The organism is Gordonia jacobaea, assembly GCF_965344965.1.
In the GTDB taxonomy this organism is placed as follows: domain Bacteria; phylum Actinomycetota; class Actinomycetes; order Mycobacteriales; family Mycobacteriaceae; genus Gordonia; species Gordonia jacobaea.
Genome location: NZ_CBDRLS010000006.1, coordinates 53,867 through 80,747, shown reverse-complemented (window position 1 = coordinate 80,747; position 26,881 = coordinate 53,867). Strand labels below are relative to the sequence as shown.

At 63.2% G+C, this 26,881-nt stretch carries 25 protein-coding genes and 1 tRNA gene; 13 read left to right on the top strand and 13 right to left on the bottom strand.

What is annotated here, in order from left to right; translation table 11 throughout:
* Nucleotides 1–56: 56 nt before the first annotated feature.
* Nucleotides 57–704 carry a TetR/AcrR family transcriptional regulator gene (locus tag ACRVY7_RS19540; protein WP_431818306.1) on the top strand — a complete coding sequence of 216 codons (648 nt, stop codon included), beginning with the start codon at nt 57–59 and terminating at the stop codon, nt 702–704.
* Nucleotides 705–718: 14 nt separating this feature from the next.
* Here ACRVY7_RS19540 and ACRVY7_RS19535 read toward each other — a convergent pair whose 3' ends face one another.
* Nucleotides 719–1,606 (bottom strand): 2-hydroxy-3-oxopropionate reductase, encoded by an 888-nt coding sequence (locus ACRVY7_RS19535; RefSeq protein ID WP_431818305.1) that lies wholly within the window; start codon nt 1,604–1,606, stop codon nt 719–721.
* Between the two features lie 42 nt (nt 1,607–1,648).
* Nucleotides 1,649–2,461, bottom strand: coding sequence for a hydroxypyruvate isomerase family protein (locus tag ACRVY7_RS19530; protein WP_431818304.1), 813 nt, complete (start codon nt 2,459–2,461; stop codon nt 1,649–1,651).
* Between the two features lie 265 nt (nt 2,462–2,726).
* Here ACRVY7_RS19530 and ACRVY7_RS19525 point away from each other — a divergent pair, with 265 nt between their 5' ends.
* The gene (locus ACRVY7_RS19525; RefSeq protein WP_431818303.1) at nt 2,727–4,352 is read left to right on the top strand and encodes an MFS transporter; all 1,626 of its coding nucleotides are present in this window, start codon (nt 2,727–2,729) and stop codon (nt 4,350–4,352) included.
* Nucleotides 4,353–4,419: 67 nt separating this feature from the next.
* On the opposite strand, the gene ACRVY7_RS19520 is transcribed toward ACRVY7_RS19525, so the two are convergent.
* On the bottom strand, nt 4,420–4,566 hold the full coding sequence (locus ACRVY7_RS19520) for a hypothetical protein (RefSeq protein WP_431818302.1): 147 nt from the start codon (nt 4,564–4,566) through the stop codon (nt 4,420–4,422).
* A gap of 85 nt (nt 4,567–4,651) precedes the next feature.
* Nucleotides 4,652–5,413, bottom strand: coding sequence for a M23 family metallopeptidase (locus ACRVY7_RS19515; RefSeq protein WP_431818301.1), 762 nt, complete (start codon nt 5,411–5,413; stop codon nt 4,652–4,654).
* 198 nt (nt 5,414–5,611) lie between these two features.
* On the opposite strand from ACRVY7_RS19515, the gene ACRVY7_RS19510 reads away from it, so the two are divergent.
* Nucleotides 5,612–6,409, top strand: coding sequence for a DUF5995 family protein (locus ACRVY7_RS19510; protein WP_431818300.1), 798 nt, complete (start codon nt 5,612–5,614; stop codon nt 6,407–6,409).
* Between the two features lie 3 nt (nt 6,410–6,412).
* On the opposite strand, the gene ACRVY7_RS19505 is transcribed toward ACRVY7_RS19510, so the two are convergent.
* From ACRVY7_RS19505 to ACRVY7_RS19495, 3 genes are all read right to left on the bottom strand, one after another.
* Nucleotides 6,413–8,188 carry a GMC family oxidoreductase N-terminal domain-containing protein gene (locus tag ACRVY7_RS19505; protein WP_431818299.1) on the bottom strand — a complete coding sequence of 592 codons (1,776 nt, stop codon included), beginning with the start codon at nt 8,186–8,188 and terminating at the stop codon, nt 6,413–6,415.
* Complete coding sequence (locus ACRVY7_RS19500; protein WP_270485400.1) at nt 8,189–9,076, bottom strand: hypothetical protein; 888 nt, start codon at nt 9,074–9,076, stop codon at nt 8,189–8,191.
* Nucleotides 9,077–9,232: 156 nt separating this feature from the next.
* Nucleotides 9,233–10,246, bottom strand: a complete 1,014-nt coding sequence (locus ACRVY7_RS19495) for a YdcF family protein (protein WP_431818298.1) — start codon at nt 10,244–10,246, stop codon at nt 9,233–9,235.
* A gap of 248 nt (nt 10,247–10,494) precedes the next feature.
* Between ACRVY7_RS19495 and ACRVY7_RS19490 the strand changes: the two genes are divergently transcribed.
* Nucleotides 10,495–12,720, top strand: a complete 2,226-nt coding sequence (locus ACRVY7_RS19490) for an FUSC family protein (protein ID WP_431818297.1) — start codon at nt 10,495–10,497, stop codon at nt 12,718–12,720.
* 983 nt (nt 12,721–13,703) lie between these two features.
* Here ACRVY7_RS19490 and ACRVY7_RS19485 read toward each other — a convergent pair.
* Together ACRVY7_RS19485 and ACRVY7_RS19480 are read right to left on the bottom strand one after the other, a co-directional pair.
* Nucleotides 13,704–14,657, bottom strand: coding sequence for a hypothetical protein (locus ACRVY7_RS19485; protein ID WP_431818296.1), 954 nt, complete (start codon nt 14,655–14,657; stop codon nt 13,704–13,706).
* A gap of 77 nt (nt 14,658–14,734) precedes the next feature.
* A complete protein-coding gene (locus ACRVY7_RS19480; protein ID WP_431818295.1) occupies nt 14,735–14,971 on the bottom strand; it encodes a helix-turn-helix domain-containing protein in 237 nt (78 codons plus the stop codon).
* Nucleotides 14,972–14,997: 26 nt separating this feature from the next.
* Between ACRVY7_RS19480 and ACRVY7_RS19475 the strand changes: the two genes are divergently transcribed.
* Nucleotides 14,998–15,198 (top strand): hypothetical protein, encoded by a 201-nt coding sequence (locus ACRVY7_RS19475; protein ID WP_431818294.1) that lies wholly within the window; start codon nt 14,998–15,000, stop codon nt 15,196–15,198.
* A 6-nt stretch (nt 15,199–15,204) separates the two neighbouring features.
* On the opposite strand, the gene ACRVY7_RS19470 is transcribed toward ACRVY7_RS19475, so the two are convergent.
* The 3 genes from ACRVY7_RS19470 to ACRVY7_RS19460 all read right to left on the bottom strand — a co-directional run bounded on the left by ACRVY7_RS19470 (nt 15,205) and on the right by ACRVY7_RS19460 (nt 16,448).
* Complete coding sequence (locus ACRVY7_RS19470) at nt 15,205–15,627, bottom strand: hypothetical protein (protein ID WP_431818293.1); 423 nt, start codon at nt 15,625–15,627, stop codon at nt 15,205–15,207.
* Nucleotides 15,624–16,121 (bottom strand): hypothetical protein, encoded by a 498-nt coding sequence (locus tag ACRVY7_RS19465; protein WP_431818292.1) that lies wholly within the window; start codon nt 16,119–16,121, stop codon nt 15,624–15,626. Before ACRVY7_RS19465 ends, ACRVY7_RS19470 begins: the two co-directional genes overlap by 4 nt.
* A gap of 250 nt (nt 16,122–16,371) precedes the next feature.
* A tRNA-Leu gene (locus tag ACRVY7_RS19460) sits at nt 16,372–16,448 on the bottom strand.
* Between the two features lie 153 nt (nt 16,449–16,601).
* Here ACRVY7_RS19460 and ACRVY7_RS19455 point away from each other — a divergent pair.
* The 8 genes from ACRVY7_RS19455 to polA all read left to right on the top strand — a co-directional run bounded on the left by ACRVY7_RS19455 (nt 16,602) and on the right by polA (nt 26,207).
* Nucleotides 16,602–17,225: an ANTAR domain-containing response regulator gene (locus ACRVY7_RS19455; protein ID WP_200903220.1), complete on the top strand. Its 624-nt coding sequence runs from the start codon at nt 16,602–16,604 to the stop codon at nt 17,223–17,225.
* A gap of 167 nt (nt 17,226–17,392) precedes the next feature.
* The gene (locus ACRVY7_RS19450; RefSeq protein WP_270485392.1) at nt 17,393–18,619 is read left to right on the top strand and encodes a branched-chain amino acid ABC transporter substrate-binding protein; all 1,227 of its coding nucleotides are present in this window, start codon (nt 17,393–17,395) and stop codon (nt 18,617–18,619) included.
* A gap of 83 nt (nt 18,620–18,702) precedes the next feature.
* The gene (locus tag ACRVY7_RS19445; RefSeq protein WP_049698160.1) at nt 18,703–19,749 is read left to right on the top strand and encodes a branched-chain amino acid ABC transporter permease; all 1,047 of its coding nucleotides are present in this window, start codon (nt 18,703–18,705) and stop codon (nt 19,747–19,749) included.
* Nucleotides 19,746–20,981, top strand: coding sequence for a branched-chain amino acid ABC transporter permease (locus tag ACRVY7_RS19440; protein WP_049698159.1), 1,236 nt, complete (start codon nt 19,746–19,748; stop codon nt 20,979–20,981). The genes ACRVY7_RS19445 and ACRVY7_RS19440 overlap by 4 nt, the downstream gene beginning before the upstream one ends.
* Entirely contained in the window at nt 20,978–21,988 is a 1,011-nt protein-coding gene (locus ACRVY7_RS19435; protein ID WP_270485389.1) for an ABC transporter ATP-binding protein, read from the top strand. The genes ACRVY7_RS19440 and ACRVY7_RS19435 overlap by 4 nt, the downstream gene beginning before the upstream one ends.
* Complete coding sequence (locus ACRVY7_RS19430) at nt 21,972–22,745, top strand: ABC transporter ATP-binding protein (protein WP_431818291.1); 774 nt, start codon at nt 21,972–21,974, stop codon at nt 22,743–22,745. The genes ACRVY7_RS19435 and ACRVY7_RS19430 overlap by 17 nt, the downstream gene beginning before the upstream one ends.
* 4 nt (nt 22,746–22,749) lie before the next feature.
* Nucleotides 22,750–23,325 (top strand): GNAT family N-acetyltransferase, encoded by a 576-nt coding sequence (locus ACRVY7_RS19425; protein WP_431818290.1) that lies wholly within the window; start codon nt 22,750–22,752, stop codon nt 23,323–23,325.
* A 68-nt stretch (nt 23,326–23,393) separates the two neighbouring features.
* Nucleotides 23,394–26,207 carry a DNA polymerase I gene (polA, locus tag ACRVY7_RS19420; protein ID WP_431818289.1) on the top strand — a complete coding sequence of 938 codons (2,814 nt, stop codon included), beginning with the start codon at nt 23,394–23,396 and terminating at the stop codon, nt 26,205–26,207.
* A 10-nt stretch (nt 26,208–26,217) separates the two neighbouring features.
* Here the strand turns inward: polA and ACRVY7_RS19415 are convergent, their stop codons facing one another.
* Entirely contained in the window at nt 26,218–26,841 is a 624-nt protein-coding gene (locus ACRVY7_RS19415; RefSeq protein WP_431818288.1) for a TetR/AcrR family transcriptional regulator, read from the bottom strand.
* Between the last annotated feature and the right edge of the window lie 40 nt (nt 26,842–26,881).

The following is a 26,881-nucleotide window of genomic DNA, read 5'->3' as shown; positions in this document are numbered from 1 at the left end:
CGTCAAGTGGAACGAATGAATTATTGATTCTGTGATCAATAGCGGTTGACTAGGTGATGGCCAGGCACGATGATCGCTGGGTGATGGTCTCGAAGAGCCGGACGCGCGCACCCCGCAAGTCGCCCGAGGAACGGGCGGATGAAATCCGCTCCGCCGCATGTCAGGTCGCTCGTGCCGATGGGCTTCCGGGGCTGACCCTGAGATCTGTCGGCGCACGGGCAGGCGTGGCGCCCGCGCTCGTCGCGCACTACGAGCCGAGTATGGACCAGCTCGTCGCGTCCACGTTCTCGGCGATCACCAGCGCGGAGGTCGACGAGATCACCGAACTCATTGCCACCGAACCGAACTCCACGTCGAAGCTGCGGACCTTGATCGCGACGCTGACCGAGCCGGGCCGCGACGACGTCACGATCGTATGGGCCGACGCCTTCAGTCTCGGCAGGATGAATCACCCACTCGCTGCCGCAGTTCGCGACGTCATGGGCCGTTGGCAGTCACTGGTGTCCGAGCTCATCATCGAGGGTGTCGACGCGGGCGAGTTCGTCACCGACGACGCGGCCGACGTCGCATGGCAGTTCCTCGGGATGATCGACGGCGTCAACTCGCACGCGCTGGTGCACTACGCGGGCGCTCCCGACAGAGGGCGTCTGGTTCGGCGCGCGATGGAGAACGAGCTCGGGCTCACACGCGGAACTCTGCAGTAGGGCGGGCTAGAACATCACATCGAGTCGAGCCTGCCGGACAGCCGCTCGACCGTCCGAAACAGTGCCGCGTGATCGAGGCCGCCGTCGCCGTTGGCCCGCGCCGACGCCATGAGTGTCGCGACGAGGGAGCCGATCGGGAGAGCCAATCCTGCCTCGCGTGCCGAGGCGGTGACGATCCCGAGGTCCTTGTGGTGCAGGTCGATTCGCGCTCCAGGTGCGAAGTCTCGATCGATCATTCGACGTGCCTTGTGGTCGAGCACCGTCGATCCCGCGAGTCCTCCGCCGAGGACTTCGACCGCTGCGGTGGTCTGCACCCCGCTGGCCTCGAGGTAGACGAGTGCCTCGGCAAGTGCGGCGATATTGGCGGCCACGATCAATTGATTGGCCGCTTTGACCAATTGTCCACTGCCGCTTGGTCCCACGTGTACGACGGTCGAACCGACAGCATGCAGGAGGGGCGACGCTGCCTCGAATGCCTGGTCTGAGCCGCCGACCATGATCGACAGGGTCGCATTGACTGCGCCCTCCTCGCCGCCCGATACCGGAGCGTCGAGAAACGAGTGGCCGCGCTCAGCCGCCTGGTCGGCCAACCGGACCGCGACGTCGGGTCTGATGGTTGAGAAGTCGACGATGACGGTGCCGGGCTTGGCGTGCGCGAACACTCCATCTGGTCCATTCATCGTCTGCTCGACATCGGGGGAGTCGGGTAGCACGGTGGCGACGATGTCGGCATCGGCGACCGCCTCGGGGATGGAGTGTGCTGCGGTTCCACCCGCCTCGACGAGTGCCGCGGCTTTGGATGGTGTGCGGTTGTAGCCGACGACGCGGTGTCCTGCGCGAACCGCGTTGACGGACATCGGACTGCCCATCACGCCGAGTCCGATGAACGCGAGGGTTGTCATGGGCGGTGCTCCTCCGTGGTGCGGTGATCCGAGTGCCGTGTCTCAGTGTGCGCCGTCTGCGAACTCCGCGATCCACGAGAACGGGTCGGGCAGCGCCGGGCGATACTCGAGACTGATCCATCCCTGGTATCCGGCTTCGTCGAGCGCACCCAGGTATCGCGCGAAGTCCATTGTGCCCGTGCCTGGTTCGCCACGGCCAGGGGCGTCGGCGATCTGCACATGACCGATCCGCCCGGTGTGGTGCGAGAGCACGTGGTCGAGGTCGTCGCCGTTCGTCGACAGGTGGTAGAGATCAGCGAGGAGCGCGACGTTGTCTATCCGGTGCTCGCGTCGAACGGCGTCGGCCACTGCGAGCGCATCGTCGGCGAGGCGGAGCGGATAGTCCGGGATCGCACTGAGTGGTTCGAGGAGGATCTGCGCGCCGATCGTCGCAGCGGCACGAGCCGCGATGGCAAGGTTGTCGACTGCCAGTGAGTCTTGTTCGGCGATGTCTAGTCCGGATACTCGGTTGCCGTAGAGCGCGTTGAACCCCACAGTGCGCAGTCGATCACCGATTCCGACCGCAACGTCGATGCTGTCGACGAACTCGCGCGCCCGCTGCGGATGCGATAGCAGCCCACGCTCGCCAGCCGCGAGATCACCCGCTGCGAGGTTGAGGTGGGTGAGGCGTACCCCGGCGTCGTCGATGGCCGTCACGAACTCGTCGACCTCTCGGTCGGCAGGGACGGCGTCGTCGAACGGCCACCAGAATTCGACGGCGTTGAAACTCGCATCGCGCGCCGCCTGGGGTCTGCGCAGCAAAGGTAGGTCGGTGAACAGCATCGAGCAGTTCACAGTCAGTCGGCGGGGGTTCATCGTGGCTACCTCGTGTGGGCTCAACTCGGACGTGACGTTGCTCGCGACTGTTTTACCGCCATTGTGGACGTCTCCCAAATGGTTAGCCTTGCTGAGGTTGTACATGCCCAATCTGACGGTGTGCGAGGTGGCCATTCTCAGCGAGGAAGTCGGTATCCGTACTCGGCGCGGTCTGAGATCGTGGCTGTCGACCAATCAGTAGAGATTGCCTCCGCTGCCGGGCAGAAACCGCGTGCGGCCAAGGCGTTCCGCGTATCGTGCTGCCATGCGTCGGTGGCGGGTCCTCCTCATCCTCAGCGCTGCACAGTTCATCATGGTGCTCGACACAACGGTCATGAACGTGTCGGTGTCGCAGGTCGTTGCCGACCTCGGCACGACGTTGACCCAAGTCCAACTCGCGATCACCCTCTACACACTGGTCATGGGATCGTTCATGCTCTTCGGCGGTCGCCTCGGCGATATGTTCGGCAGGCGGAGGGTTTTCGCCATCGGGCTCATCGTGTACGGAATCGGTTCGCTCATCACGGCATTCAGCCAGAACATCGGCATGCTGTTGTTCGGATGGTCCTTCGTTGAGGGCGCCGGAGCCGTCATGGTGATGCCTGCGATCATTTCGTTGACGGCGTCGAACTATTCGGGTCGCGACCGCGCAACCGCCTACAGCGCCCTCGGCGGTATTGCCGCAGCCGGCGCGGCGGCCGGTCCGTTGATCGGCGGATGGGTGACTGAAGCACTCACCTGGCGGGTGGTGTTCGCCGCGGAGACCGTCGTGTGCATCCTCGTCGTGCTTGCGGTGCGTGCCATCGCCGACGACGAGAAGGCTGAGCCCGGGGGGATGGACTGGGTCGGAACCGCGTTGTCGGTAGCGGGACTCGGGCTCATCGTGATCGCGCTGCTGCAGGCAGGCACCTGGGGCTTCATCAGGCCGCGAGGCGCACTGACGATCGGTGACGTGAGAGTCACTCCGTTCGGTTTCTCGGTGGTGCCGTTCATGATTGCGCTCGGCGTCTTTGTGCTCATCGGTCTTGTTTCCTGGGAGCGTCGTGTCATCGACCGTGGCGGCACACCGCTGCTTCACCCCGCGTTGCTTCGAAAACTGCAGCTGCGCAACGGATTGATCATGCTGCTCGCGCAGCAGACCATCATCGGCGGGATGTTCTTCATCATCCCGATCTACCTGCAGTACGCACTGCAGATGAACGCTTTCGAGACAGGAGTGAAGCTCGCGCCCATGTCGGTGGCCATGCTGATCGCGGCGTTCGCCAGCCCGAAACTGGCTGCGACGCAGTCGCCGCGGCGGATGGTCAGAATCGGTCTGGTGCTTGTGATCGTCGGTTGCGTACTTCTGGTGACCACCATCGATCCCGAGCTCAACAGTGTTGTGTTCGCCATCGGCATGGCCATCTTCGGCGCCGGATTCGGTTTCATAGCAGCACAACTCGGCAACGTGATCATGTCGTCGGTGGGCAATCGTGACCGTGGTGAAGCGGGCGGCTTGCAGGGCACGGCCCAGAACATCGGGACATCCGTGGGCGTTGCGCTGCTCGGTGCGCTACTTGTTGCCGCGCTCAGTTCGGGCTTCAATACGGCAGCTCAGGCAGACTCGACGATCTCGGCGCAGACGAAGAGCCAGATCAACGACGCGACGTCGAGCGGCGTCGAAATCCTCGGACGAGACCAGCTCGAGGCGGTTGCTCAGGAGCACGATATCCCCGCCGGTGAGGTGTCGACACTTGTCGACGACTACGTCAACGCCCAGTTGGAGGCGATCAAGATGGCGATCCTGCTGGCCGTATTCTTGGCGTTGCTCGGACTAGTTGTCGCTCAACGACTTCCGACGGTTCCCGGCGCAGAATTGGGCAAGGACGAGCCAGCCGTGGCGGAAATGTGATCGCGGCTCAGGACTCACCAAGGGTGCCTCAAGACTCGTCACAGTGCAGAGCACGGCCCGAGAGCGATCAGTCGTTGCTCGAATCCGAAGGGTTCGATCCCGTGCTGTCGTAACTGATCATCCCGTCGTGATCCTGTGGCTTGTCGTGCTTGAGCTTGTAGATGAGGCCGATGACGCCGGCAACGATGAGCAGTGTGAAGAAGATGAATCCCATGGCGATCTCCAGGGGGCCTGCGACGATGTGCGCCGATCAGCGCACATCGTCGAGAATACTGCCCCGAGAGGTCAGGGGGTGGAGGTCAGGGGTTGACCCCGCGCGATGCCAACCATGCCTGCGGGTTGATCTTCTGCTGGTTCTTGTCCCAGACCTCGTAATGCAGGTGCGGGCCGGTGGACTGTCCACGATTGCCGACGGTGGCGATCGTCTGGCCGACGTGAACCTTCTGGCCCGCCCTGACGAAGCTCTCGTTGACGTGTCCGTAGACACCGGTCGTGCCGTCATCCTGGCGAACACGAACCCACATCCCGAAGCCCGACGCCGGGCCCGATTCGAGGACGGTGCCGTCGGTGACGGCGTGGATCGGAGTGCCGACGCGGTTGGCAATGTCGACGCCGTTGTGATGCGATCCCCAGCGGGCGCCATACCCGGAGGTCACGGTGCCGGTGGTCGGTGCAACGGCACGCTTCTTGCCCGGTACCGACGCATTCGGGGGCAACGCGTTGCGGGTGAGTTCCTCTAGCTGCGGTGGCAGCTTGATGTTCTCGGGCAGCTTGATGTTTTCCGGAAGCTTGATGTTCTCTGGCAGCTTGATGTTCTCCGGCAACGCCGCGGTCGGTGCTGCGGGCTTCGGAGCCGGCTTTGCGGCGGCCTGCGCTGCGCCAACGGAACCGAGGCCGATCACTCCGGTGATCGCGGCGACGGTCGCGGTCTTCAGCTTGAGGGTGTGCGCGTTGCTGGAAGCTGCGCGGTGCTGACCACGGCTGGCGCGAGGTGGCGAGTCAAAGACCGCACGCGTCGCGTTCGGGATCGAGTTACGGTCGGTCAATCGGTGGTGAGGCACTGCTATACGTCCGCTCTGGGGTTGGTAACGCTTTGATATCGGAATGGACACGGCGAGACTATCAGACGCGCGGCTTGGGCGACATGTCGTGTTTGCCGGAGAGGCTCAGATCCGGTATCGTCGCAGGTCAAGGCAGTGGAGGGCGTTATGAATCGTTCGCGCGGCCAGGTTGTGCCGGCTCCTTCGCGGGTCCCGCCCGTGACCACCATCGACGACGTGGTGGCTGCCCTCGACGACATCATTTCGTGGTCGGCGAGTAGACCGAGTCGTCTCGGCTGCTTCGCTGCGCTCTACAAGCGAATCACTCTTGCCGTGGGTGCCGCCATTGAGCGCGGGGATTTCGACGACGGCCCGCGGATGGAGCGTCTCGATGTCGCCTTCGCCGCCCGATACTTTGACGCATTCAACGGCTATCACCATGCCGACACCTTCTCGAAGCCAACTCGGTCCTGGCGCGTCACGTTCGACCATGCGCGCGATCCCGCGCCGATCATGGTGCAGCACATGCTCGCCGGGATCACAGCACACATCGTGTTGGACTTGGGAATCGCGGCGGTCGAGGTCGCCGGCCGACGCGGGCTTCGGGATGTCGAGCGCGATTTCACCACGATCAACGCGGTGCTTGCGAGCCAGGTCAATGGTGTTGTCGACGACATCAACGAACTTTCGCTCGCGCTGGCCGAGATCTATACCGTCCTCAAGCAGAACCAGATCTTTGCGATCAATGAGGCGATCAAGGTCCTCCGTGACAGTGCGTGGCGGTTCGCGTTGCTGTTGGCAGTCGAGCCCGGGTTCGCCCGTGGCCCTACGATTCTCGCGCGCGACCTGGTGGTCGCACGCCAGTGCTCGGCCGTCTTCGATCCGACGGGCGTCGTCGGCGTCCTCGATAGCGCCGTCACCCGGATCGCCGCTCGGGAGAGCCGGGATGTGGCGCACAACGTCGAGGTGCTTGCCGACGTGGCCGCGACGCCCGCCCCGATCGAGACAGAACTGTAGGAGTCAGAGCCCGAGTTCGATCATCCGCTTGGTGATCCGATCGTCGGTGGTCGCGACCGGTTCGCCGGTGGCCACCCAGGGGTCGCCTCCGAAGTAGGTAGCCATGATCTTCTCCGCGGTGCGGGTGGCGAGCGCCTGGGTGGTCAGGGTGGGGTTGGGTCCGCCGAGTGAGTTGGCGAGAACCGAGTTGTCAGCGATGAATATTCGGTCGACGAATCGTGCCTCACCGCTGGGGCGCGTCACGGAATTGCGGGCCGACTCGCCCATGCGCATCGATGAGTGCACGTGGAGGAGCAGGGGAGCCCAGTCCAGCCGATATACCTTTCGCGCGCCGGCTTTCCGGAGGAGTTGCGCCGCCTTCGTCGTGATGTACTCGCGGTTGCGTCGGGTCGGGGCCGACCGCTTGCGAATGTCGATGTCGACTTTCGCGACAGCGCCGTGGGAGTCGGCCGGGAAAAGTGAAGGCACTATTCGACATTCGGGCTCGACGTGGTCGTCGGTGATGCACAAGACGTTCAGCATCCGGTCGATTCCGTGGGCCATGAAGTCGCGGAGTTCGTCCCCGGCCAGTCGTCCGGTGGGGCCGTCCCATGCGCCCCGCATCCCGCGGCCGTTGGTGTACTGGCCGCGAATACCGCTGTTGGACAACGTCATCGTGAACGCCTGGATCGCCGGGGTGACTCCGGAGTTCTCCAAGCATCCATATCCGGGGAACTCGACCCGTGCACAAGAATTGGCACCCCGCGTGTTGCCGGTGTCCTCATCGAAAAGACCTACCACCCAGTCGAACCAGTGGTCGGTGTGTCCGCGACCGACCCAGCCGTTCGGGTTCGGCAATTCACTGTTGAACCACAGCCGCGGGCTCTCGGTAGCACCACCGGCCATCACCACGACCTCGGCGTCTTCGCGGTGTCGCGCCCCGGTGACGTTGTCTCGCCATGGAACTCCGGTGGCGCGGACGCGTCCGCGGCGCTCCTCTGTGTGAATCTGCTCGACAAACGATTCCGCGCGCAGTTCCATGGCCTTGCCGCCGCGACGAACCGCATCAGCGGCAAGGCCGAGCGGAACGTAACTGTTGTCGGTCGATCGGCGGGCGAAGAGGTTCCGTGGTGCGCGCGCTGGTTGGTAGCAACCCTGAAAACAGTGGCCGCAGAAGGTGCAACCCGTCGCCTGGGGGTAGGCGAGAAGGTTGGAATCTGTTGTGCGGCCGGCATTTCCGCCTGGATGCAAAATACAGTTCGGCTGCGGTCGAAAGGCTGCGCGGGTCGTGTCCCGTGATCGTTGCAGCGGCAACCCCAAGCCTTCGCAGCCTCGGAAGAAGACCGCCTCTTTGGTCCCCATCGGGGCAGGCTTGACCGGCAGGCTCGCTTCCACCCACTCGAGATACGGAACGAGTTCGCGGTACGTGAAGGGGAAGCGATGCGCGGTGTCGTACAAGGCGGCGTCGGCACCACGGTAGCCGGCGAACACGCCTGGATACGGTCGCGGACTGTTGCCGAAGAAGTGCTGAGTGGTGCCGCCCACCCCACCCAATTCCCAGACGAAGCTGTTCTGTGCCCATTCGCGGTGCCAGTACGGTGTGGACCGGTCGCCCGGTCCGAAGCGGAGGAAACCGGCTGTTGGGTCGTTGGCGTCGAACTCGAGATGCGACCACTGTTTGGCGGGGTTCGCGTGGCGCGGACCGCCTTCCAGTAGCAACACGTCGAGGCCCTGTCCGGCGAGTTCGGCAGCGACCACCGGGCCACCCCCACCAGCGCCGATCACAATGACGTCACGCACTCAGAACTCCTCGAATCCCTTGTAATAGCCGATGAAATCGTCGTGGCCGTCTACGAGCCCGTTGGGCCGGTATCCGGTGATGTTCCAACTGACAGGACGCCGAGACAGACGCCGTGCGGTGTAGTCGTAGAGCCGATGCTCGCTCCACACGGTGAACGCCGAACCGTCGAGCAGGATGCCCCCGACGAAGCGCAACAGGCCCGCGCCGGACCCGCGCAGCGGTTGCGGCAGCGCATTGTCGAAGACGGCGAGTAGATCGGCAGCAGGTTGTTCGACCAACTCGAACGCACGGGCTTTCGTCTGAAAGTTGGCGTTGGCGAAGGGTGAGGCAAACGGACCCGCAAGCGGTGCACCGACGAGTAGCGCTGCGACATCCATGACCAACCCGGCGATCAGGGACAGCGGAAAGGTGCGGTCGTTGTCGCTGACGCCGAGCGCGCGGTCGACTGCCGAGGCCACCTTGTCGTCGGGAAGCTGCAGCGGCGTGACGGCCAGGTCGGTGAGCGTCACCGACAGTGCCACTGCCAGTGGCCGGAGAAGCTGGTCGCCCTGCGGTAGGAAACGGTCCACCAGGCCGACGAATTCGTCGGCCGCACCGTCAGACATCGCACCGGGGCCGCGCCCGGTGACACCCTGCTGCTTCGAGTACCGGTCGTCACCCGGCATCACCATGACCGATACGCCACGGAGTGCGTCGCGCGACGCTATGCGCAGCCCCCCGAGTATCTGTCTCGCGATGGGCGGCATGTCCAGGTAGCCGTCGGGCGGGGATGGCGCGGCGCGTGCCGCGGGTGTGCGCGACAACGCGAGAACCACTGTGGCAAGACCAGACGCCCCCAACAACTGACGCCGACTGATCCCGCGGGAACCCGCGGAAGAATCGGACATCTACAGAATCGCCGTGTTGTGGGTCACATTGCGAGGCTACGGCACGAGCGCCGGGAAAGTCGCTTTTGCCGCGGGGCGTCGTAGGAACTCAGGTGAACTGATCTGACGTCGACACAGTTCGGAACTCGTTGACGGCGGTGGGCGCTGAGGCGCGAGTCAGCCGACGCCCTGCACCAACTCCTGTGCGGCCGGTGGCACCGGTGCGTCGTCGACGAATTCTTCACGCGCGCTGATGATCAGTGCGACGGCAGCCAGGGCTATCCACAACCCGGAGATGACGGCCCAGGTGAGCACATTCTGTTTGCGGTAGTGCACGACGGTTGCGGCAAACTCCCGGAGGAATCCCGACGGCAGGTAGTACCAGGCGGTGGGGGAGCCGACGACGATCGCCCCTGGGATGCCCAACTCACGGCTCAGCGATGCGCTACGCAGTACGTGGAAATTGTTCGTCACGACGACCATCTGGGCGGAGTTGATTCCCTGATCGGCCAACAGCTGTAGCGAATTCTCCAAGTTTTCGCGGGTGTTGGTCGATGCGTCCTCGAGGAGTACCGCGTCGGCCGGTACGTGAGTTTCCTCAGCGAGGTACCGGGCCATGGCAGATGCCTCGCTGACCACCTCGTCGCTGCCCTTGCCTCCGGAAACCACGATCCATGGCTGACGGCCCGCCGCGACGAGATCGTCGTACACGCGTACCGCTCGATCGAGCCGGCTCGCCAGAAGCGGGGTAACGCGATCGCCGTTGAGCCCTGCACCCAGTACGACGATCACTTCGCTGTCAGTGATACGCCCATGCACCCTCGGATATACGACCGCGTAGGTCGTGTACGCCATCAGTTCGGCGACGATGATCGCCCCGGGAATGATGCCCAGTGGTACGACAACCAGCTGCCAGTCACCGTAGATGGCGGAAAACATCCACCACCACACAAGAGCCAGGGTCGCGATGATGGCCAATCCGAGGGCGGCCGGGACCAACGTGGCCATGCGCAATCCCTCGCGGCGGACCACGATGGGCGTATTGGCTGCCAGCAGTAGTGCGCTCGCAGCCAAGCCCAGAATCACGACGAGCACCGGCAACACCGCGACCAACAGGGAGAATGAACCCTCGGGAGCGATGATCACTGCGATCGCCGTCGCCGAGATCCAGATCATGGTGAGGCTCGCCATCAGCCACAGCCCGTGCGTCGAATGTCGGGCGTCGCGTCGAATCCGAAACCACGTAACTGCTATCAGTATCGCGGTGAGGACAAATATGACTCCGACGACAATTCGCACTACGGCGCCTCTCTCTTGGTCATCTACGCTTGCCGCTCACAACCGGGAACTAGTTCCATTAGACAGACCCTTGGCGGCTCGTGAGACCAGAGTTGGGCGGACCGCGGCCTATTTCGGGCGCGTGCGCGACACTGAGTGGCGTGTCGACGTTCCTTCACCGGCTACCGCAACCGGTACAGATCTGGAGCCCACGGCATCTGCTGCGACTGGCCGACGCGGCTGATCCGGGACGGCAGCGGTTGCACGACGCGACTCTGGTCGCCTCCGCCGTTGCGCTGTCGACCGGCGCGACCTGGATTCTGGTAGCCACGGGACACGCGGACCAGTCGATGCTCGTCGTCCCCATCATCACCGCTTTGGTGTGCACGAACTCCACCAAGGACCCCACCCCCCAGGCGCGACTCGTCACCGCCGGTCTTCAACTCATCCTCGCTTTGCTCTTTGCGACGCTCGCCGCGCTGCTCGAGCCGTACCGCCTCGCGGCGGTCGCGGTGTTCGTCGCGGTGGCAGGCCTGTCAGTGTGGGTTCGACGATTCGGGCCGCGGGGTGGAGCGCTGGGATTCGCAGCTTTCTTTCCGTACTTCCTCACTCTGCTGTTACGCCTGGACCACACCCAGCTGCCCGTCCTGTGGCTGGTGATCGTGCTCACCTTGGGCGCCGGAGTGCTTCTGCGTGCGGCGTTGCTTCGTGAGCGGCCGCAGCGTCAGATCACGTTGCTGCTCAGGGAGTTTCGCATCGCGGCCGACACCGCCCTCCTCGCCGCGCAGCGCGCCACCAGCCTGTCCGGCCGCCCGCATATCGAGCACGACCTCGCCCGGCTCGGTGGAATGTCCCTCGCGATCGACGACTGGCAGTCACGGTTCGACACGCATCGCTACCTACATTGCGAACCACAAACTCTCGCCGACCTTGTAGTGGATGCGCAGATCTCGGTGGAGCAGGTGTGCAGTCAGCTCGTTGCCGACAGGTTCGGCGACGCGTCGCAGACAAACGACGGCGCACTGCCACGAAACACATTGCTCGTCAACGCGATCACCGATCTGCACACCGTTCTGGCCAAGGATGTCGACGTCGAAGCGAGCCGCGCCGCGGCACGTCGGGCCAAACGAACCGAGTCCCTCGTGGACCTCAGCGAGGAGGGCGGACTGGCCACGCTGGAGATCGCGCGCTGTGTACGCACGTGGCATGCGCTCAATGAACTGACCGCGTCGGCGCGCGACTCCGAGGCGATGCCCCCTGCCGACGCCACCGACGGTCATCGCGAGCACCACCGTCCACGTCTCGGGCCGGCAACCCTAGGCATCTCGGCACCGCCCTGGAAACTGCAGCACTGGCGCAACTGGGAGCCCACGTCGCGGCTGGCTGTTCAGGTGATGTTCGCGACTGCCCTGGCTTCCGTCGTAGGCGAGGCCATTTCCGCTTCCCGCTGGTACTGGGCCGTTCTGACCGCGTTCATCGTCTTCATCAAGGCCAGCACGCGCGCGGCCGTGCTGACCCGCGCGATGGACCGGATCGTCGGCACCCTGCTGGGAGTCGTGATCGGGGCGCTCGTGGTGGTGGTCGCGAACCATCACGTGATCCCCGAACTGATCCTCGGCGTGCTCTGCGTCTTTCTCGCAAGCTATTTCGGCCCGATTCAGTACACCTACCTGGTGGCGTTCATCACCGTGATGATCGCTGCGTTGTTCGATCTGCTTGGCGTCTTCGACATGCGGCTGCTCGTCGTGCGCGTCGAGGAGACCGTGGCGGGATCGCTGATCGGGGTGGTCTGCGCCTACTTGATTCTCTCGACCAATTCGCGACCCATGCTCATCGATTCCGTCGCCAAGTACTTCGACGCCCTGGACGACGCCCTCGCCTGCGTTGCCACCGGACTCACCACTGCGGGCGAGCGTCATCAGATCACCGAGGCCGCTCGACGCCTCGAGCAAGCCAAGGTCGACGTCGAATCCGCCTGTTCATCAACACGAGCTGTCGCACTTCTGGAGCCACGGTCATCCACCGCGGCAGTCCGACAACCGATCGTGGCGATTCATCATTGCGCACACTCGCTGTTGATCGCGGCCATCGTTGTCTCCGGGTCCGAGCCACCACAGGTCTTCACAGGTACCGACGCCACCGATATCCGCGAGGCACTGGACCGAATCCGGGAGCGGGCCAAGATGACTCGAGCAGCGCTCAGTGGCGAAGCGGAGTCGGCAGTCGATCCCGCCCGTATCCCCGTCATCTCACTACTCGCCAAGCTGAACGTGGAGCCGGATACTCCGCGCGGCGAGGTGATCGTGGCAGCGTCGCGCCTCAATCAGGTACTGGAGGATCTGGACCAGACAGCGGCCAAGGTGCCGGATGCTGCTGAACAGCAATGAGACCAGATATAAACGAATAAACCCCTGCTGAACAGGGGTTTCGTGTTAGCGACAACTGGGATTCAGGCCGGCGGAGGGAAGCGCGGCGCCAGGATCTACGACTGACTTAAGCTACCGTCAACCTCCAGCACCAACCAGTCTGAGGGTGCGATTTGCTCGACGCGGTCTCACTCTTGAGACACGGAATGGGGCCGTTGGCGGGGGTGAACCCCACGACGAGTGCTTCAAGTGAGGTCGCAAAGGGGCAGCTCGCCGAACTCCGAGACTCTCTCGAGGTGATCTCCGCCGGTGGTCTGCGGAACAACATCACCAAAGGCGATCGTCGGTTAGCTGATCAGAACGGCTTGGCGGGGCGTGAACAGTGGCGTCAACCCCATAGTGGTTCGCGAGCAGGCCAACAGCGCATACGGGGGATTGCGCATGTTTCCAGGCCACGATCAGCATCATCCTCTGCAGGACAGCTTCTTGCAGCGCTCGTTCGTACCCGTGTCCGATACCGAGGCGCTTGCATAGGCCAGGTCAGGCGTCGGATGTGTCTTGTGGTGCCTGGAGTGGTACCTCAGGATCTCGAAGACGCGCCACCGTCGGAGGGTGGGCCGTACCGAAGGAGGGCTCTCACTGTCGACGTAAAGACCGCCGTTAGCCTGCCATCCTTCGGCAGCGAAGTGGCGCAGCGCCGAGCGTTGCGAAACCAGCTCGGGCGCGCTGTAGGCGCGCCACTACATTCGCGACATTCGAGGTCGGTTCGCTGCAATTCCCGGTAACTACCAAGCAGGCGGGTCGAACACCCAACACCCGGCGACTACCGGAAGTCTCGGCTCTCCCGGTAGAAGGAGACGTACACTTGTCTGGCCGCCAGCACCGCGGTTGGCTTGTCCCGCAAGTGCCGAGAACGTCCTCGAACCGAGGCCGCCGGGGGCGTCCTCAATCGAGACCCCGCCTAATCGACCCGTCCTGGTCCGGTGCGGCGCGGTTGTCGCTCGCTACATGCGATCAGGGAATGGCCACCACGGATCCTCTCTCATTTCGATGACGCCGTCCCGCGTCACGGTGTGCGTGACATACCCACGAGTGCCCTTCGCGAATCGCATAGCTCTGCGTTCCGCTCGATCCCGTCCTGCTCGCCATCCGGGCGGAGCGGTGTCGAGACCATTACGAATCCATTCAGGAGTGAAGTCGCATTCTTCGTACCAAAGATAAAGTTCTTCGCTCTTTTGCTGCATTTCATCCCTGATGGCGCGATTTCGTTGGTTGACTTCGTTCCAGAACCATTCATAGAACTTCCGAGTCGCGGCCATATATCGTTCGATAGTCGGGGCGAGGTCGAACTTGTCAGGCTGGAGTCCTAGATAGCGCTTTGCGGGTTCTCCCCATCCGTCCCAGCGAAGGAGTCTATCCCGATCAAGTTGGAGCGTATTCACCTGAATTACAGGGCCACCCTGGGAGTGACTGATCGTCGTACCGAGGCGAGGGAGAGGAATCGCGTAGTGAGTGCAATAGTTCCGCAGTTTGGTTACAAACGCAGCTTCATCAGTCTCGAACGTGCTCTTACGTTGTGTGTCATACTCTTGTTGGAAATTAAGCCTTTCCGGGTCCTGCTTGTTCGGCCAGCAATGCCGCACGACGACTCGTTGAGCGTCGATCAGCGATGAGACGGACGTCAGGTAGTTGTGAAGACGACGCACCAGTTCGTTCACGTACTGATCGTCGACATTCTGGACGTTCATTTGCGAGTTGACGAATTTCCAGACGTGCGCAGCAAGCTCCTGACCGTTGGTGCCGAACACATACGAAGCACGATTCAGTGCTTCTAGGTCTTCCTTGAATTGTGCGCCCGGCAAGGCTTCGATGTGCGCCTTGCGTCGCTCCATCTCGATACCGAACGGAGATTCATACACTTCTTCGACAGTAACGTCGTCGTCCGGATCGCTGGTCATCCTCTGACGATAGCGTCGGCCTCGGACACTCCGAGACGACGCAACACGATTCGTATATTTGGATGGCAGGCCGTCCTTCAAGCGCAATGGGGTCGTTCGAGTTTGGCCGCGATCTTAAACACGTGCTCAATGCGGGAGCTGCGTTGCCCGCGCTCTACCTGGCCGAGATAGGTCCGGTTAATGCCTACCGCGGCTGATCTGGGTTGGTCGCGAGCCCCGAGTTGGCGAGGTGATTCGAGACGATCCCAGCTCCTGCGCTGGGCGAGAGCGTTTTGCCGGTGAGTGGCCCCGCCCGCGACGGACAGACTGCCCAACTAACAGCCACCACACGTTCGCCACCATGCAGTTGTTTGCGGACATCTACTTCATGCAGGTGCCGCAGTGGCTCGGCCACGCGCACCGCAGCCTGACTCTGGACACCTGCGGCGACTGGATACCGAGCGAAGACGTAGGCGCGCTCAACAATCTCCTCGAACCCGCCCCGGCTCCAGCGTCGGCGGTATCCGAGTCGTCCAACGTGATTCAACTATTCGCACCGTAGCGGCGATCAGTCTTTCTCTAGCACTTCGCGAACTACATCCCCAATGTTGACGGTGACCTGCGCCGCTCTCTGTTGAGGTGGCTTCATCGTCGAGCTCGCTCCCGAAATACGGTCGCGATGGCTCGTGTTCAAGGGCGCGAGTCCTGTGAGTCCTGGTGTTGCTACGTCGAACCATGAGTAGCTACGGAAGGTCTCTGCTACACAGAACTTTTCGTAGACCTCCCGGACACGAACATCGAGAGTTTTCTTTGGACGGTATCCAATAACTTTCCCGGTGTCGGGGTCCAGCACGGGGGTTCCGTCTTCCGAGGACTGCACCGTGAATACAGTTCCGAGTTTTACTCCGTCACGTTCTCCTTTGTTTATGAGGACCGTGAACTCATCTTCGACCCCCGCCACTTTGCCGACGATCGGTTCTCTTCGGCTCATCCCTCTAACCCTTCGCCCTTACTACGTCCACTCGTATGTGTGTCATCACTGTTGTTGTTATTGACTGTTCTAGGGCTGTCGCCGAGCCGCACCCTTGGCCGAGTGGCGTTCAGTGCGTCGCTGTTCGAGTCAAAACGAGCTTTGACAGCGCTGACCACTGAGTCGTCGACTGCGAGGGTGGTGAGCTCGTGAAGGGTTTGATATGAAGCTCCGTAGGCTAAGTGGACAGCCATCTCGGCGGCACGAAGATGGCCAACTTGATCCATTGACTCCAACTCGTACGCTCCATCCACGGCGGCGCGCAGCGGTTCGTTGGCACGTTCAAGGGCGTACTGAATGTTCAGCGTCGTGTAAGCCGCGAGCCGAACCTTCTCCTGGACCTTCTTCTCGCCTTCTTTGCGGTAGTAGGCATCGGCCGCGAAGCCGCCGAAAATGAGCGCGAACAACGGTATACCTGCGCTCTCCGCTGCCTGTCCCCACGGTCCGTCGATCACTGTGCCAAGAACCAGGCACGTAACGAACGCGAGCGCTGAAGCCGCTGCGCACACTGCGCTGACAGACCAGCCAAGATGGCCGCCGTCTTTCGAGGCGTCACCTTGAGACCTTCTACCCGCCACATACATGATCTTCTCACGGCACTAGAGGCGATCCCCTGATTTACGTTCCTTGGGTGGTACGGGGTGGCATTGACACCGTTTGGACGACGCTCCGACAGCGGAACGCCCCTGCTGAACAGGGGTTTCGTGGTGCCCTCGGTGAGACTCGAACTCACACTGGACGGGTTTTGAATCCGTTGCCTCTGCCAATTGGGCTACGAGGGCATCTGCCGCCGCGAGCGGCTGCAACAGACAACTGTAGATGATCGGCCGGAAGCGGCGTGAGCCGGTACGCTTCGGAGCATTGATGCTGGTCGTAAGCGAGTGGATTCGGCCGGTTACGACCGCTCTGGTCAACTCGATGTGGAGGAGGGATTGGTGACTGTGGTGGAGAATGTTCCGGCCCAGGCCGAGGACAAGCAGACTGCACACAAGGTGCTCGTCGCCGAGGACGACTCGCTGATCCGGATGGATCTCATCGAGATGCTCCGAGAGGAGGGCTACGACGTGGTGGGCGAGGCGCCCAACGGGCAGGCGGCCGTCGATCTCACCGAGAAGCTTTCGCCCGATCTCGTCATCATGGACATCAAGATGCCGGTCCGCGACGGGATCGACGCCGCCACCGAGATCGCACAAAAGCGGTTGGCGCCCGTGGTGATGTTGACGGCCTTCAGCCAGCGCGACTTCATCGAAAGGGCCCGAGATGCCGGCGCGATGGCGTACTTGGTGAAGCCATTCTCCAAAGCCGATCTCGTTCCCGCCATCGAGGTTGCGGTCAGTCGCTATCACGAACTGAAGATGCTTGAAAAAGAAGTTGCGACAATGCAGGACCGACTCGAAACTCGCAAGCTGGTCGAGCGCGCCAAGGGATTGCTCATGGAGAAGCAGTCGTTGTCAGAACCGGAGGCGTTCAAGTGGATTCAGCGCGCAGCGATGGATCGTCGTACCACGATGAAGGCCGTCGCGCAGGTCGTCGTCGAAACGTTGGGACCCACAGACTGACCCCTGAGTCGGCCGCGTTAAATCTGTGAAAACGCGTCGACGGTGACTAGCGGATTTCTCTTTCATTGCCCCACGCAAACTCGTATCTCGGTCTATGTTTTCTCAAGGTCTCCTCAGTAGACCTCCCGGCCACAGGGGGTCGGGTGGCTGGACGAGAGGTAGTAAAGATGCATCGTCGCGTGACGACCGCAGCGCTAGGGGCGACGCTGGCCGCTGTGCTCGCCGTTTCGGCATGTAGCAGTAAGTCGACCGACTCGGATTCGTCATCGAGTGGGTCGGCATCAGCGGGGTCGGGGCTCACCATTTCGGCTCTCGCCCAGATCGATACGGAGGGCAAGGAACAGCCGAAGGCATCGGATGCGGAAGCTCTCGATCCGTCCTCGCCGAGCGGACAGAAGTGCGACCCGGCGACCATCGCGATGGCGGGAGCATTGACCGGCGCCGACGCGGCTCTTGGTATCAACATCGTCGACGGCGCGCAGCTCGCCGTCGACCAGCACAACAAGGCCAACCCCGACTGCAAGATCACCCTCAAGCGTTTCGACACCGAAGGTGACCCACAGAAGGCAACACAGGTTGCGCCGACCATCACCAACGACGACTCGATCATCGGATTGATCGGTCCGGCGTTCTCCGGTGAGACCAAGGCAACCGGCGGCATCTTCAACCAGGCCGGACTCGTCTCGGTGACCGCTTCGGCCACCAACCCGACGCTCACCGACAACGGCTGGAAGACCTTCTACCGCGGCCTTGCCAACGACGACATTCAGGGCCCTGCCGTCGCGAAGTACCTGACCGGGACCAAGGGCAAGAAGAAGGTCTGCGTGATCAAGGACGACACCGATTACGGTGCCGGTCTGGAAAAGGCCGTCACCAGCGCGCTCGGCTCTGCTGCTGACGCCGGCTGCTCGGGCGACGTCAAGAAGGGTGAGCGCGACTTCTCCGCGATCATCTCGAAAGTCACTGCGGCACAGCCGGATGCGGTCTTCTACGCGGGCTACTACGCTGAGGCGGCGCCGCTCGCGCAGCAGCTCAAGTCCGCTGATCCGAATATCCTCTTCGTCTCGGGTGACGGCGCGAACGATCCGCAGTTCACCGCGCAGGCCGGCGATGCTGCCAAGGGCGCACTGCTCTCATGCCCGTGTGGCCCGGCTCCCGACAAGTTCGCTTCGGACTACAAGGCAGCGTTCAACCAGCCGCCCGGCGTGTACTCCGTTGAGGCATACGACATCGCGACGATCATGATGAAGGGCATCGAGGAGGGCAACAACACCCGTCCCAAGCTGCTCGAGTACATCAGCAAGTACAACGGCACCGGACTGGCCCGTAAGTACTCGTGGACACCGAAGGGTGAACTCACCACATCACTGATCTGGGTATACGAGGTCAAGTAAGTACGACACCATCGCGCCCGGCCGTCGATCACGGCGGCCGGGCGTGGTTCGTGTCTGCGACTTTCGACGATTGAGGGGATCGTATGACCGCCACACTTCTGGTGGCACAGACGTCGACCGCGGTGGCATCCACGATCGGGTTCGACTACCACTCGCTGTTCGACGGGTTCTGGGGTCTGACCATCGAGGGGCTGACCTACGGATCGGTGTACGCGCTTGTCGCAGTTGGATACACACTCGTCTACGGCGTGCTCCGACTGATCAACTTTGCGCATTCCGAGGTCTTCATGCTCGGCATGTTCGGTACCTACATCGGACTGCTGTTGTTGGGCTTCACGCCGTCGGGTAACACGTACTCCGAGGGGACGGTCATGACGATCGTCTACCTCGTCCTCGCGGGGATGTGCGGCATGATCGTGGCGGGCGGCGCGGCAGTCGGACTGGAGTTCGTTGCTTATCGGCCCCTGCGTCGACGCGGCGCGAAGCCGCTGGCGTTCCTCATCACCGCGATCGGAATGTCGTTCGTACTCCAGGAATTCGTGCACTACGTGCTCCCGAAGTTCCCGGTCGACCCGCCGCTGGGCGGCTCAACGGCACAGCCGACGATCCGACTGGTTCAGCCGGTCGAGCAGTTCACCATCTTCGGCGCACCGGTGTTCAACATGACGATGGTGATCATCGGCTCGGCCCTGGTGCTGGCACTCGGCGTCGATTTCCTGATCAACAAGACCCGGCTGGGACGTGGAATCCGTTCGGTGGCACAGGATCCCGATGCCGCGCTGCTGATGGGCGTCTCCCGTGACCGCATCATCTTGGTGACATTCCTCATCGGTGGCCTGTTGGCGGGCGCTGCGGCGCTGCTCTACACGCTGCGAGTTCCGACCAACATCGTCTACAACGGCGGCTTCATCCTCGGCATCAAGGCGTTCTGCGCCGCGGTGCTCGGTGGAATCGGCAACGTGCGTGGCGCGCTCTTGGGAGGCCTGTTGCTCGGTGTGATGGAGAACTACGGTTCGGTGCTCTTCGGAAATCAATGGAAGGACGTGGTGGCTTTCGTTCTCCTGATCCTGGTGTTGATGTTCCGTCCAACCGGAATACTCGGTGAAAAGCTGGGGAAGGCGCGAGTATGACGACATCAGACAATGTGGCGTCAGAGAATGCGGCGTCGACACAATTGACCACGCCTCCGCCGCGCGGCCTCGGCGACCGGATACGTACTTGGTGGGACAGCCTGCCTCGCGTGCAGCAGTGGCTGCTCGGCGTACCGCTCATCATCCTTCTCGCGCTTCTTCCGGTCATCAAACCGCCACTGATCACGACGACGGCGACCAACTTCGGTGTGGTCATGGCGACGTTCGCCATGACGGCATTGATCGCTATCGGACTCAACGTCGTGGTCGGCCAGACGGGTCTCCTCGACCTCGGATACGTCGGCTTCTACGCGGTGGGCGCCTACGTCGTCGCGTTGCTGACGAGTCCGGCAAGTCCGTTGTGGGACAGCGAGGATCACGGATTCTTCTCGGGGCCATGGGCGTGGCTCGCGTGCGTCCCGCTCGCGATCATCATCACCGGTCTCACAGGACTGGTCCTCGGTACCCCGACCTTGCGCGTGCGAGGTGACTACCTGGCGATTGTCACCTTGGGATTCGGTGAGATCGTCCGCTTGCTTGCAGACAACCTGTCAGACATCACCAACGGTGCGTCGGGTCTGCAGGGTGTTCTGTTCCCCGAGCTCGGGCGGTCCGACGAGCATCCCGACGGCGTGTTCTCCGTCGGCAACAACAGCCCCACCACGAACTACGGTGTCTGGTGGTACTGGCTGGGAATCGTCGCGGTCATTCTCGTCCTGATCATCGTCGGCAATCTGGAACGCAGCCGCGTCGGACGCTCGTGGGTCGCGATTCGCGAAGACGAGGACGCCGCCGAGATCATGGGCGTGCCCACGTTCAAGTACAAGCTGTGGGCGTTCGTGATCGGCGCGGGTATCGGCGGGCTGTCTGGCGCCGTCTACGCGGGACAGGTGCAGTACGTCGATCCCAAAGCCTTCACCGTCATCAACTCGATGCTCTTCCTGTGTGCCGTCGTCCTCGGCGGACAGGGCAACAAGCTCGGCGTGATCGCCGGTGCGTTCATCATCGTCTACCTGCCCGCTCGGGTGCAGGGCATCGAGGTGGGCGGTCAGTCGCTCAGCGAGTTCAAATACCTGTTCTTCGGCATCGCCCTCGTGGTGCTGATGATCTTCCGGCCACAAGGTCTCTTCCCGGCGCGAGCTCGATTGTTGACCTTCGGTCGCAAGGTTTATGCCGCAGTCCGTCGTAACCCCAACCCGCTACCGTCGGGAAGTGAGGAGGCGCACGCATGACGCACAGGACACCTGACGAACCCGAAGGCGATCGCACCGACGACACGACGCCGCGTGTCGACGTCAGCAAAGCGAATTCCGGTCCTGACAACGCCGAACAGATCGAGGAGGTGCTCGCCGACCCCGAGTCGACGGCCGTCGTCGATCCCGCCGCGGTCGACCCGCAACTCGCCGATCCCGAAGCTGTCGCCGAAGCCGTTGCGCCGCAACGAGACATCGCAACAGCGGAGGGTGAGCCGCTGTTGAAGGTCAACGGATTGACCGTCGAGTTCGGTGGACTGGCGGCACTTGACGACGTCACGTTCGACATCAAGCGCGGCGAGATCCTCGGCCTGATCGGACCCAACGGCGCAGGCAAGACGACGTGCTTCAACGCGATCACCGGGGTCTATCGCCCGACTCGTGGCACGGTGACATTCGACGGCGCGCCGCTGGGGAAGATGTCGCAGCACAAGATCACTCGGAAGGGGATCGCGCGTACCTTCCAGAACGTGCGGCTCTGGGGTGAGATGACCGCTCTGGAGAACGTCGCCGTCGGCACCGACGCCCGACACAAATCGTCTGTCTTCAGCGCGATCATGCGCACACCCCGGCTGTACCGCGAGGAACACGACGCCGTCGACCGCGGGATGGCGCTTCTCGAGTTCGTCGGAATCGGTGCGCGCGCGGCCGAGAAGGCGTCGAATCTCCCGTACGGAGACCAACGGCGGCTCGAGATCGCTCGCGCACTGGCGACCGAACCCAAGCTGCTGTGCCTCGACGAGCCTGCGGCGGGCTTCAATCCGAGCGAGAAGTCGGCGCTGATGGAGTTGATTCAGAAGATCCGTGAGGACGGCTATACCGTGCTGCTCATCGAGCACGACATGCGCTTGGTCATGGGAGTGACCGATCGCATCGTCGTCCTCGAATTCGGCCGCAAGATCGCGGACGGATCACCGCGTGAGGTTCGCGAGAATCCCGCCGTCGTCGCTGCATACCTGGGAGTTCCAGATGACCAAATCGCCTGACCTCAGCAAGGATTCGGCTTCGACGACGACCTCCAAGGCGCCGGTGCTGGAGATGACCGACGTCGTCATCCACTACGGCCGAATCCAAGCGCTGCACGGCATCTCGCTTCGTGTCGACGAGGGCGAACTGGTCACTCTCCTCGGAGCCAACGGCGCAGGAAAATCCACCACGATGCGCGGGATATCCGGTCTGCTCAAACTGAGTCAGGGAGACATCAAGTTTCACGGTGAGTCGATCACCAAACTGGCCCCGCACGAGCGAGTGGCACGGGGAATCATCCAGGTTCCCGAGGGCAGGCACATCTTCCCTGGAATGACCGTGCTCGAGAATCTCGACATGGGTTGCTATGGAAGGAAATTCGACTCCAAGGCTGCCTACAGTCAGGCCCTCGACCAGGTCTTCGACCTGTTCCCGAGGCTGGCGGAACGGCGCAAGCAATACGGCGGCACCATGTCCGGTGGCGAGCAGCAGATGCTCGCGATCGGTCGTGGACTGATGGCGCGCCCCAATCTGCTGCTACTCGACGAACCGTCAATGGGCCTGGCGCCCATGGTGATCCAGCAGATCTTCTCGATCATCGCGCAGATCAACGCTGAGGGAACCACGATCTTGCTCGTCGAGCAGAACGCTCAGCAGGCATTGAGCCGATCCGATCGGGGCTACATCCTGGAGACCGGCACGATTCTGAAAGAAGGGCCGGGCAAAGAGCTACTCGTCGACGATGCGGTGCGTGAGGCGTATCTCGGCGTAGCCTGACGCGGTGACCGCCTACGCCATCGAGGGCTCATCGGACAACAAGCTCGTCAGCGAGATACTCGGAGAGGCGTTCGCCGACGATCCTGTGATGCGGTGGTTGCAACCCGACACCACCAGGTACGCGGCCCTGTATCGCGCGTTGTTGACCGCGGGTCACGGCTCGCGCGGACGTCGCGACGTGTGCTTCGACGGCGACCGCGCAGTCGGCGCCGCGGTGTGGGACCCGCCGGGGTTTCGGCCCTCGAGCGGCCGCCAACTGTTGGCGGTTCCGCGCTTCCTCTCGGCTCTGGGCGGGCGCTACCGTCGGGGCCAGCTGCTCGAGGAGATGTTCGCCGGGTATCGGCCGCGCGAACCGCACTGGTACCTGGCATTTGTCGGTGCCACCGTGCATGGGCGCGGCGTTGGAAGCACGCTGCTGCGCGCCGGGATGGAGTCGGTCGACGGCCCCGCGTATCTGGAGAGCTCCAATGAGGCGAACATCCCGCTGTACGAGCGATTCGGTTTCACAGTGACCGCAGAGGTGACGCTGCCTGAGAACGGACCTACGGTGTGGCCGATGTACCGCCGCGCGCCTGGCTGAGGATTCGCAAGGGGCCGCGGACTTGCCGGGGATGAGGCGTGTCGGGAGGCGTCACTAGACTCAGCGGTGTGAGTCCTGCGCAGAGTGCACCCGTGAAGAGTTCCGACGGCACAGCCGCTGCCGGCAAGGCCGCGCCGTCGACGTCGTCGCGATCGAGTCAGAAGGGTGGCAAGGATAAGCGTCAGCCGACGTTGATGCTGCTCGACGGGCACTCGCTGGCCTACCGGGCGTTCTTCGCACTTCCCGCCGAGAACTTCAAGACGGCGACCGGGCAGACGACCAACGCGGTCTACGGCTTCACCTCGATGTTGATAAACCTGCTCCGCGACGAGGAACCGACACACGTCGCAGCGGCGTTCGACGTCTCGCGCAAGACCTTCCGCTCGGAGATGTTCCCCGAGTACAAGGCACAACGCTCCAAGTCGCCCGACGAGTTCAACGGGCAGGTCGATCTGACCAAAGAGGTTCTCGACGCCCTCGGAATCCCCGTCATGGCGATCGAGGGCTACGAGGCCGACGACATCATCGCGACACTGGCCACGCAGGCAGAAGCGCAGGGCTACAAGGTGCTCGTCGTCACCGGCGACCGTGACTCGCTGCAGCTTGTCGACGACTCGGTGACGGTGTTGTACCCGCGCAAGGGCGTGTCGGAGCTGACTCGCTTCACCCCTGAAGAGGTCGAGAAGAAGTACGGACTCACACCCACGCAGTATCCCGACTACGCGGCGCTGCGCGGCGACCCGAGCGACAACCTGCCCGGCATCCCGGGCGTGGGGGAGAAGACGGCGTCGAAGTGGATTCGCGAGTACGGATCTCTCGCCTCACTCATCGATCATGTCGATGAGGTGAAGGGAAAAGTCGGCGACGCATTGCGTGCGCACTTGGCGTCGGTGCAGACGAATCGCCAGCTCACCGAGCTCGTCCGCGACATGCAGCTACCTGCAACACCCGACGAACTGGCGATGGTCGGCTGGGACCGCGACCGCATCCACCAACTCTTCGACGACCTCGAGTTCCGTGTCCTGCGCGATCGTCTGTTCTCGACACTCAGTTCCGTCGAACCGGAGGCCGAATCAGGGTTTGAACTCGACGGGTCGATCCTCGGCGAAGGTGAGGTGCGCGACTGGCTCGACGCGCACGCCCGTACCGGTCGCAGCGGACTCACCGTGACCGCTCCGCACCAGGTCGTCGGCGCAGACGTGACGGGTGTCGCGATCGCCGCGGCCGACGGGACGTCGGGTTACGTCGACGTCACAGTGCTGGGGCCCGACGACGAGAAGGCACTCGGCGAGTGGTTTGCCGACTCGACCATCGACAAGGCCCTCCACGAGACGAAGTGGGCCATCCACGCGCTGCGGTCTCGTGGGTGGACGCTCGCCGGTGTCACCAGCGACACCGCCCTCGCCGCGTACCTCGTGCGGCCCGGCCAGCGAACCTTCAACCTCGACGATCTCGCGCTGCGCTACCTGCGACGCGAACTGCGAGCCGACGATGGCGCCGACTCCGGTCAGCTCTCGCTCCTCGACGACGATGGCGGCGCGGGCAAGATCGCCGAGCAGGCGATGCTCGAAGCGCGAGCTGTCGCCGAACTCGCCGATACCCTCGATACCGAGCTGGACCGCATCGACTCCAAGCCGCTGCTCACCGAGATGGAGTTGCCGCTGCTGTTCGTGCTCGCCGACCTCGAGGCCGCGGGCATCGCGGTCGACGTCGAGCACTTCGGGCAGCTCGAGGAAACGTTCTCCGAGCGCATCCGGACGGCCGCGGAGGCCGCCTACGAGGTGATCGGCGAGCAGATCAACCTCGGCTCTCCCAAGCAATTGCAGACGGTGCTGTTCGACAAGTTGGACATGCCCAAGACCAAGAAGACCAAGACCGGATACACGACCGACGCCGACGCGCTGCAGACCCTCTACGAGAAAACCGAGCATCCGTTCCTCGCGTATCTTCTCGAACACCGCGATGCCACGCGACTCAAGGTGACCGTCGACGGTCTGCTCAAGTCGGTGGCCGACGACGGCCGCATCCACACGACGTTCAACCAGACCGTCGCGGCGACGGGTCGTCTGTCGTCGACCGAACCCAACCTGCAGAACATCCCGGTTCGTACGGAAGCCGGCCGCGAGATCCGCCACGGATTCGTCGTCGGCTCCGACAACGGCCCCGGTGGCACCGGCAAGCCGTACGAGACCCTCATGACGGCCGACTACAGCCAGATCGAAATGCGCATCATGGCTCACCTCTCCGGCGACGCGGGCCTCATCGAGGCGTTCAACACCGGAGAAGACCTCCACAACTTCGTCGGGTCACGAGCGTTCGGAGTGCCGATCGACGCGGTGACCACCGAGATGCGGCACCGCGTCAAGGCGATGTCGTACGGCCTCGCGTACGGACTCTCGGCATTCGGGCTCGCGGCGCAGCTGCGGATCAGTCGCGACGAGGCCAAGGAACAGATGGAGGCCTACTTCGACCGCTTCGGTGGAGTGCGGGACTACCTTCATGACGTCGTCGTCGAGGCACGCCGAAACGAGTACACCGCAACGCTTTTCGGCCGACGCCGCTATCTGCCCGACCTCAACAGCGACAATTGGCAACGGCGCCAGGCGGCAGAGCGGATGGCGCTGAACGCTCCGATCCAGGGCACGGCCGCCGACATTATCAAGGTCGCCATGATCAACGTGCACAAGCGCCTCGTCGCCGAGAAGCTTGCCTCCCGCATGTTGCTCCAGGTCCACGACGAACTCGTCGTCGAGGTCGCCGAGGGCGAACGCGAACAGGCCGAGAAGGTGGTTCGTGAAGAGATGGGCAACGCGATCGATTTGTCTGTGCCACTGGAGGTCTCGGTCGGCTTCGGTCGCTCGTGGGACGACGCCGCGCACTGAGGCGGGTCGCTCAAGTCCGGGATGCGCGGGCCAGTTCGCTCTCGAGGCCGGTGATGGCCAAGTCGACCGTCAGCTCGAACGCCTCATCAGCGCGCACACGTCCCGTTGGCGCCGCTGACAATGCGCGCGCGAGGGCGCTGTCAGCAGCGACGCCGTCGACCGACCACACCTCGTCGGGTGCGCCGACGTCGAGCGCCGACCCGAGCGCGATGGTGTCGAGAAACGTGATGACGTGCAACACCCGATCGATCGGGAACCCGGCGTCGACGAGCTTCTGCGCCAATCGGTCGTAGCCGCGCAGCACCTCGGGTGCGCGGACCGTTTGCGCCGTGAGTGCCCGTACCAGTTCGGGGTGGGCGCCGAAGCCTGCGCGGTATCCGATCAGCCACTGCCGAACCACTTCGCGCCAGTCCTCGGGCCACACGATCGCCACCGAGAGTTCCTCGGCGATCACCCCGCGGATGAGCTCGAGGAGTTGCTCGCGGCTCGCCACGTGGTGATACAGCGACGACACCGCGACATTGAGGCGCTTCGCAATGCCGGGCATGGTGAACGAGCCGTCGGAGTCGAGCGCATCGAGTGCCGCTCGGGCAATGGTGTCCGGGTCGAGGATCGGCGTGTGCGGTCGAGGCATTCCGTAAGCCTAGTGACTCGCCGTATGCCTGATGTTCGCC